This window comes from Rugamonas apoptosis (assembly GCF_014042355.1).
GTDB classification, from domain to species: domain Bacteria; phylum Pseudomonadota; class Gammaproteobacteria; order Burkholderiales; family Burkholderiaceae_D; genus Rugamonas; species Rugamonas apoptosis.
In genome coordinates this window covers 1-6,330 of record NZ_JACEZU010000025.1, presented here as the reverse complement: position 1 = coordinate 6,330, position 6,330 = coordinate 1, and the positions used below count along the sequence as shown (strand labels likewise).

The window sequence follows — 6,330 nt, the reverse complement described above, 5'->3', positions numbered from 1 at the left end:
GCTGGAATGCGAATTCGGCCGCGTCAGCCGACTTGCCGGCCGCAGGCAGCAACTGCTCGTCGTCGAGGCGCAGCTTCTGGCCGGCCGTGCGTACCTGTTCCAGGCTCAGTTCCAGTTCGGCCCGGGCGCGCTGGCGCACTTGCTGCAGGCGTTGCTCGGCACTGTCGAGCGCGATATCGGCGGCCCGCAGCTCGCCCTGGTAGGCGTAGCGCACTTGCAGTGGGATTTGCAGTGCGATGCCGAAGCTGTTGCCGCTGCCCTGGGGGTTGGCGGCGCTGGTCGGATAATGTTCGGCCTGCACGCCTACGGTGACGTCGGCGCTGCGCGCGGCCAGCGCCAGCTTGCGTGCCGCTTGCGCCGCCGCCACCCGCGCCTGGGCTGCCGCCACATCGGGACGGCGCGCCAGAGCCGACTGCAACGCATCGCCGCCGGCCGTTGCATTGCTGCCTGCCATTGCATCGCCGCCCAGCGCGACCGCCAGCAAATCTGTCTCCCCCTGCACGGCAGGCCACGCATCGGCCACCTCCAACGAGGCGGCCTTGTCCGGCTGGCCGATCAGCGTGGCCAGTGTCTGGCGCGCCACGAAGCGGTCCGTTGCAGCCTGGTCCGCGTCGTTATGGGCGCGCAGCGCATCGACCTGCGCGCGCGCCACGTCGGCCGGCGCCAGGTCGCCCGCCTGTAGCCGCTTGCGGGCCGCCTCCACCGTCAGGTCGAACAGCCGCGCGCTGTCGCGCATGATAGCCAGCCGCCCTTCAGTCGCCAGCAGGTCGTAATACGCTTGGCTCACCTGTAGCAGCACCTGACGCCGCATATCCTGCGTATCGCTCGCGCTGGCGGCGGCCAGGCTGCTCGCATTGGCCACGCGCAGCCCACGCTTGCCGCCCCGCTCGACCAGCTGGTCGATGCGGATGGCGCTGTCAACCGTCTTACTGCGCAAAGAACCGGCGCCTACGCCAGCATTTGGATTGATGTTGAAGCTTTGCAGCGTCAGCATAGGGTTGGGTGCGGCGCCGGCGCTGGTGACCGCGGCATCGGCGCTGGCGGCATCGAGCGCGGCCAGATGCAGGTCGGCGTTATGGGCCAGCGCCAGCGCGGTAGCCAGGCGCAGGTCCAGCGCCTGGCCATGCGCCGTCTGCAGCGCCGCCACCAGCATTGCCGCCAGCAGCGCGCGCGAAAAGGGGAAATGGATAGCCATGTTTGCAGCGATCAGGTGCGGGCGACCGCCAGCTTGGCGGCACCCCGGTGAAAGGACGGAATAGATAGTCAGGTCGCGGGCGGCGGCATGATGCGTGAGATCCGCGACAGCTTGCCCTGGTCGCAGTCCTGCGGCCACAGCTCTACTCGGTCGCCCAGCTTGACCAGCGCGTCGCCAGGCAGCTCTGCCACCTCCACCATCATGCGACGCGAGTGACGGTAGTCGATGCGCACGAAGCGGTGAGTGGCCAGCTCCTGGGCCGGCACGCCGGCCAGGCATTTGGGCAGCTCGCTGCGCGGGGTTGCGGCATCGTAGAAGCCTGAAACCCAACCATGGCGGGCACCATTCTTCCAGTCCACGTCATGCTCGGCCGGCAGCGGCGCGCAAGCGCTGCATACCATGCCGACAACAATTGCGATCAATACCAAAGGCGTGCTGTTCATGTCTGCTCCGTTGATGGCGCCAGCGTTGGTAGGCGCAAAATCGCCACCACATACGGCAGCGCGGGCAGATCATAAGGGATCACACATTACCGGATCATTGCGCAAACATTACAGATTGGAAAGGTAACACCATGACCTGAGGGTGGTCAGATGGTGACGGCGGGGGGGCGAGAGGCGGGAGGTAGGACGATACACGCCAGCAATCCGGGCTGGTTGTCGGCCAGCTCCAGCGCGCCGCCATGCAGGACGGCCGTGGCCTGCACAATGGACAGGCCCAAACCATTGCCGGGCAGATTGCGGCTCTGGTCGAGCCGGTAAAAACGCTCCGTCACCCGGCCCCTTTCCCCGGCCGGTATGCCGGGGCCATTGTCGCCCACGGCAATGGCCAGCTTGCCCTCACGCGAGCTGGTACTGAGCACAATGGCCGCGCCCTGCCCCGCGTACTTGAGCGCGTTATCGAGCAGGCTGGCCACGGCGCTTGCCAGCAGGTTACGGTCACCCAGTACCACGGCCCGCGGCGCCAGCGCCAGCGACAAGCGGGCGCCCACATCCTCCGCGCTCGCTTCATACATCTCGGCCAGGTCTTCGGCTACGCGGTTCAGGTCCAGGGTCTCGAACAGACGCGCGCGCACGCCCGACTCAGCCTCGGCGATCTGCAGCAAGCGCTCGAACAGGCGGATCAGGTCATCGATGTCATCGATCGCATCGCGGGCCGCGCCTTCCAGCGCGTCGGCGTCGCGCGTGTGGCGCAGCGCGTCCTCCAGTTTGCCGCGTACCCGGCCCAGCGGCGTGCGCAGGTCGTGGGCGATGGCGTCGGAAACATGGCGCACGCCATCCATCAGCAATTCAATGTGGTCCAGCATGCGATTGATGTCGCCGTTGAGACGGGCGAATTCATCGTCGCCGCGCACGGGAATGCGGCGGCTCAGGTCACCGGCTTCGATCTGCTCGGCCGTGCGGCGGATCGCGCCCAACCGGCTCTCGATCTGTCCCCGGAACAGCAACGCGCCGAGCACCGTAAACAGTAGCGACAGCACGGCGCCCGATGCCAGCGCGCGCCATACCAGCGCCCGAATGGCCTCCTGCTCGCTCAAATCGCGCCCCACAATCAGCAACGAACCATCGGGCAGCAGGCGGCGGTGCAGGCGGGCCGGGGTGATGCGGCCATCGCGCACCACGTCGGCGCTTTGCAGCGCGCCCTCGAAGCGCCCCGGCCACGCGCTCAGGTTGCCGGCCAGGACGCGCCCATCGCCACGCTGCAGCAGGAAGATCTCGCGGTCGCTGTCGATGCCGTCGCTGAGCTGGCGCCGCACTTCGATGGCCAGCGCGGCGCTGCTGCGCTCACCACCCAGGGCCAGCAGCCGGTCCGACAGCGCGATGATGCGGCCGTCGATATTCTGGTCCAGCACGCCGATGGTGCCGACGTAAAACACGGCCGACACGGCCACCATCGACACCATGCCCAGCACACCGTAACCAAGCACCAGCTTGGCGGCGATCGAATCGCGCAGTTTAAGCATGGCCCGCATCCGGTGGGCGGGCCGACAGGCAGTAGCCGACGCCGCGCAGCGTGTGGATCAACGCGGTAGGGAAATCCTTGTCGATCTTGGTGCGCAGGCGGCTGATCTGGACGTCGATCACATTGGTCTGCGGGTCGAAATGGTAATCCCACACGGCTTCCAGCAGCATGGTGCGGGTCACCACCTGGCCCTCGTGGCGCATCAGGTATTCCAGCAGCCGGTATTCGCGCGGCTGCAGCGCGATGGCATGGCCGCCGCGGCTGGCGCGCATGGCGCGCATGTCCAGCGTCAGGTCGGCCACCTGCAACTGGGCGCTGTCCTGGCCCGGCACGGCACGCCGCAGCAGCGCCTCGATGCGGGCCAGCAGCTCGGAAAAGGCGAACGGCTTGGACAGGTAATCGTCCGCCCCGCCCCGCAGGCCCGACACGCGCTGCTCGATGTTGGTGAGCGCGCTGACGATGATGACGGGCGTCTGCTTACCCAGTGCCCGCAGCCGTTCGACGATGGTCAGGCCGTCTATCCCGCCCGGCAGCATGCGGTCCATGACGATGATGTCCCAGTCGGCGCCGGTGGCATAGTCCAGCCCTTCGCGCCCGGTGGCGCAGGCCGTGACCGTATAGCCAGCCTCTCGCAGCCCTTTGCAGATGTAGCGCGAGGTATCGGCTTCGTCTTCAATGACCAAGCAATGCAACAGTGCCTCCGTATTTGATCGAAGTATGGGTCCCGTTCCGTACCCAGCCACAGGTTGCCGACGCGGAACAGGGGAAGAAATCATACAACATCCGAATTTGACATCCTCCCCGCCCTCAGACTACGGCCGCCGCTTGCGCGGAAAGGACGTGGATTCCGACAGCGCCGCGTGATGATCTACGCGATCGCTTCGGTGGGTTCCTGCTTCGTCGAGCGACCTGGCTGCGCCGTCTCTCCATGGGTTAAGACGCAATGTCCTCGCGCTACAACATTCATCGCACCAACATTGTCAGTGCCAGCAACATACTAGCGACAAGTCGGTACGGGAGGCCGGCTTACCCATACTGCACACGGCGCGGATAGCTTCGACTCGTCCGGCCGCGGCGCATGTTCGCGGTGGTGCAACGACTTTGTCCAGAATTTCGAAGCTGGAAGCCGCCATAATCTGAGGAAAATTTCGCCTTGCCGGAGCGGTTGTCAACCCATGTAAGAATCGGCCTCGACAGGGTCGCGGCGTTCGCGAGGGTATGGAGGGCTAGATGATTGTCAATCCTGCCAGCAAACGAACACACTAGGCGCCATCACAAACGAAATAGACCTGGCTCCGTCCCTCTTTACCAAAAAAAATCCCGCCGAAGCGGGATTGTTCACAACGACTGCCTAACTGCTTTAGGCGGCTTTCTTGCGGCGTGCCACGAAACCGACCAGTCCCAGGCCAACCAGCAGCATGCCATATGTTTCTGGCTCAGGCACGGCGGCCGCCACGGAAATATTGTCCAGCGCAGCGCCATATGGGCCGTTGTTGCCATTGCCGCTGAACTTCAGCGTGCTCAGGGTGGAGTCAGCCACGAAGGTGAAGCTTCGCGTTTGCCAACCCATGGCGTCATGCGACAGGCCCGTCGTATCGAACGTGAAGGTATGGTCGCCATTCACGCCGGCCGTGATGGACTTGACGCTGCCGCCGCCGTCCATGTTACCGGCCATGCCAAAGCTTACGGTGTAGCTCTTGCCGACAACGGTGGTGAACGCCTGCGAGATGGTCGCCGGTTCATTGCCGTTGAGATCCAGGCTGTAGTTGCCCGACTGCGGCTGCCAGTAGGTATTGATCAGGTCCACGCTGCCTGCGGTGACGTTCCAACCAGACAGACCATTACCGGTGCCGATGGTCTGGAAGTTGCCGCTGAACGAACCCGGCGCTTCAAAGCCGCCATTGACGATCAACTCGGCCGCATTCGCCATTGGTGCCAGCGCAGCAAACGCCGCAACGGTCAGAACAGTCTTAAATTTACGCATTCCAGCTCCCGATTAGTTTTATTTGGATAACTTCTGTTTCCATTATCAAAGCAACTCAAGACAATGTCAACATAACATTTAAAATTACATTTTAGAAATATTATTCTGCCACCCCAAGGCTCGACCAGTATCATTGATCGCGCCGGGATGCTTCGCTTGGAACAGGAGAAGGAATACCGGCTTGTTCACCGTACGCCGATGGGTGGGGCGCAAATGCGAAAAAAACCATCAGTCTGGTTGCGCTCAAGATCGCGCTCAGTGCTGATGGGGCTTTTCTGTGTTCTGGCGCCCCGACCTGGACTCGAGCCTGGGGCATGCGGATTAACAGAACGGCGCTCCGGCAAGCTGATGAGCACCAAGTCGAAGAAACGCAACAAGTTTTCCAGCCCCTGCCACCGCCCCCCTCAAGGACCGAACTCATACCGAGACCGAATAACCGCTGCTATTTCATCGCTGGCGAAAAGTTAATGCAGGTCAATGGCTTACCGCTGCCGAACGCCGAACTAGCACCGAGGCATGCAAAATTGGCAGCCAATTGGCCTGACTTCTCGCATATAAGTTACTTCAATGGCCGGCTGCCTCGACCGGTTTGGCGATGACAATCCAGCATGCCTGAGCGAGATACCGCCCACCTGAGGTTCTCGCATGTCGGCACTTGGCTGACCACCCAGTACCCGAACAAAGAGCGGCCAATGGCCATAACCGCGTTGGTCGCACGGTGGCAATTCCAACTGGCTCGCCATCTGTACGGTATAGTAATATCGCCCTAGCATGAATTTCAACTTTCCCATGACACAGAACACACTGCCACGCATGGTGGCCGCCGCCATCCTCCCGTTGGTCTTGCTGGCTTTCATGCCGCAGGGCCACGCCGCCCAAGCAGACGGCTCCTTGCATCAGAGCGACAACACTCCGGCCCACAACCACGAGGAAGACACCAGGAAGATCCGGAAACACCACGTGAACCGTATGCTCGACAAACTGGTCACTGAACCGGCCGTACTGGAACAGAGCTGCAAGTATGAATCGGACATCGCGACGCCGCCCCCGGTCAACCGCGTTGCGCTCACGTTCGACGATGGTCCGGCGCCGGGTGCGACGGAGTTCATCCTCGACTTGCTCAAGAAATACAATATCTCGGCCACCTTCTTCATGGTGGGCAAGCAGGCGGAGGAGAATCCCGATCTGG

6 protein-coding genes are annotated in these 6,330 nt (G+C 63.2%); 1 reads left to right on the top strand and 5 read right to left on the bottom strand.

Going from position 1 to position 6,330, the window contains the following annotated elements; all coding sequences use genetic code 11:
* From H3H39_RS27195 to H3H39_RS27175, 5 genes are all read right to left on the bottom strand, one after another.
* Window positions 1–1,195 (bottom strand): TolC family protein (locus H3H39_RS27195; protein ID WP_182157676.1); only part of this gene is annotated, 1,195 nt, incomplete at its 3' end.
* Between the two features lie 68 nt (window positions 1,196–1,263).
* Window positions 1,264–1,638 carry a hypothetical protein gene (locus H3H39_RS27190; protein WP_182157675.1) on the bottom strand — a complete coding sequence of 125 codons (375 nt, stop codon included), beginning with the start codon at window positions 1,636–1,638 and terminating at the stop codon, window positions 1,264–1,266.
* A 146-nt stretch (window positions 1,639–1,784) separates the two neighbouring features.
* Window positions 1,785–3,158, bottom strand: coding sequence for a sensor histidine kinase (locus tag H3H39_RS27185; protein WP_182157674.1), 1,374 nt, complete (start codon window positions 3,156–3,158; stop codon window positions 1,785–1,787).
* On the bottom strand, window positions 3,151–3,849 hold the full coding sequence (locus tag H3H39_RS27180) for a response regulator transcription factor (protein ID WP_220461694.1): 699 nt from the start codon (window positions 3,847–3,849) through the stop codon (window positions 3,151–3,153). The genes H3H39_RS27185 and H3H39_RS27180 overlap by 8 nt, the downstream gene beginning before the upstream one ends.
* 668 nt (window positions 3,850–4,517) lie before the next feature.
* Window positions 4,518–5,141: a choice-of-anchor C family PEP-CTERM protein gene (locus tag H3H39_RS27175; RefSeq protein WP_182157672.1), complete on the bottom strand. Its 624-nt coding sequence runs from the start codon at window positions 5,139–5,141 to the stop codon at window positions 4,518–4,520.
* A 789-nt stretch (window positions 5,142–5,930) separates the two neighbouring features.
* On the opposite strand from H3H39_RS27175, the gene H3H39_RS27170 reads away from it, so the two are divergent.
* The coding region (locus H3H39_RS27170) for a polysaccharide deacetylase family protein (RefSeq protein ID WP_182157671.1) at window positions 5,931–6,330 on the top strand (400 nt) is incomplete at its 3' end.

Excerpts from the sequence above, each read along its gene's own strand:
- H3H39_RS27190 (WP_182157675.1), bottom strand. The coding sequence starts at position 1,638 with ATGAACAGCACGCCTTTGGTATTGATCGCAATTGTTGTCGGCATGGTA.
- H3H39_RS27185 (WP_182157674.1), bottom strand. The coding sequence starts at position 3,158 with ATGCTTAAACTGCGCGATTCGATCGCCGCCAAGCTGGTGCTTGGTTAC.
- H3H39_RS27175 (WP_182157672.1), bottom strand. The coding sequence starts at position 5,141 with ATGCGTAAATTTAAGACTGTTCTGACCGTTGCGGCGTTTGCTGCGCTG.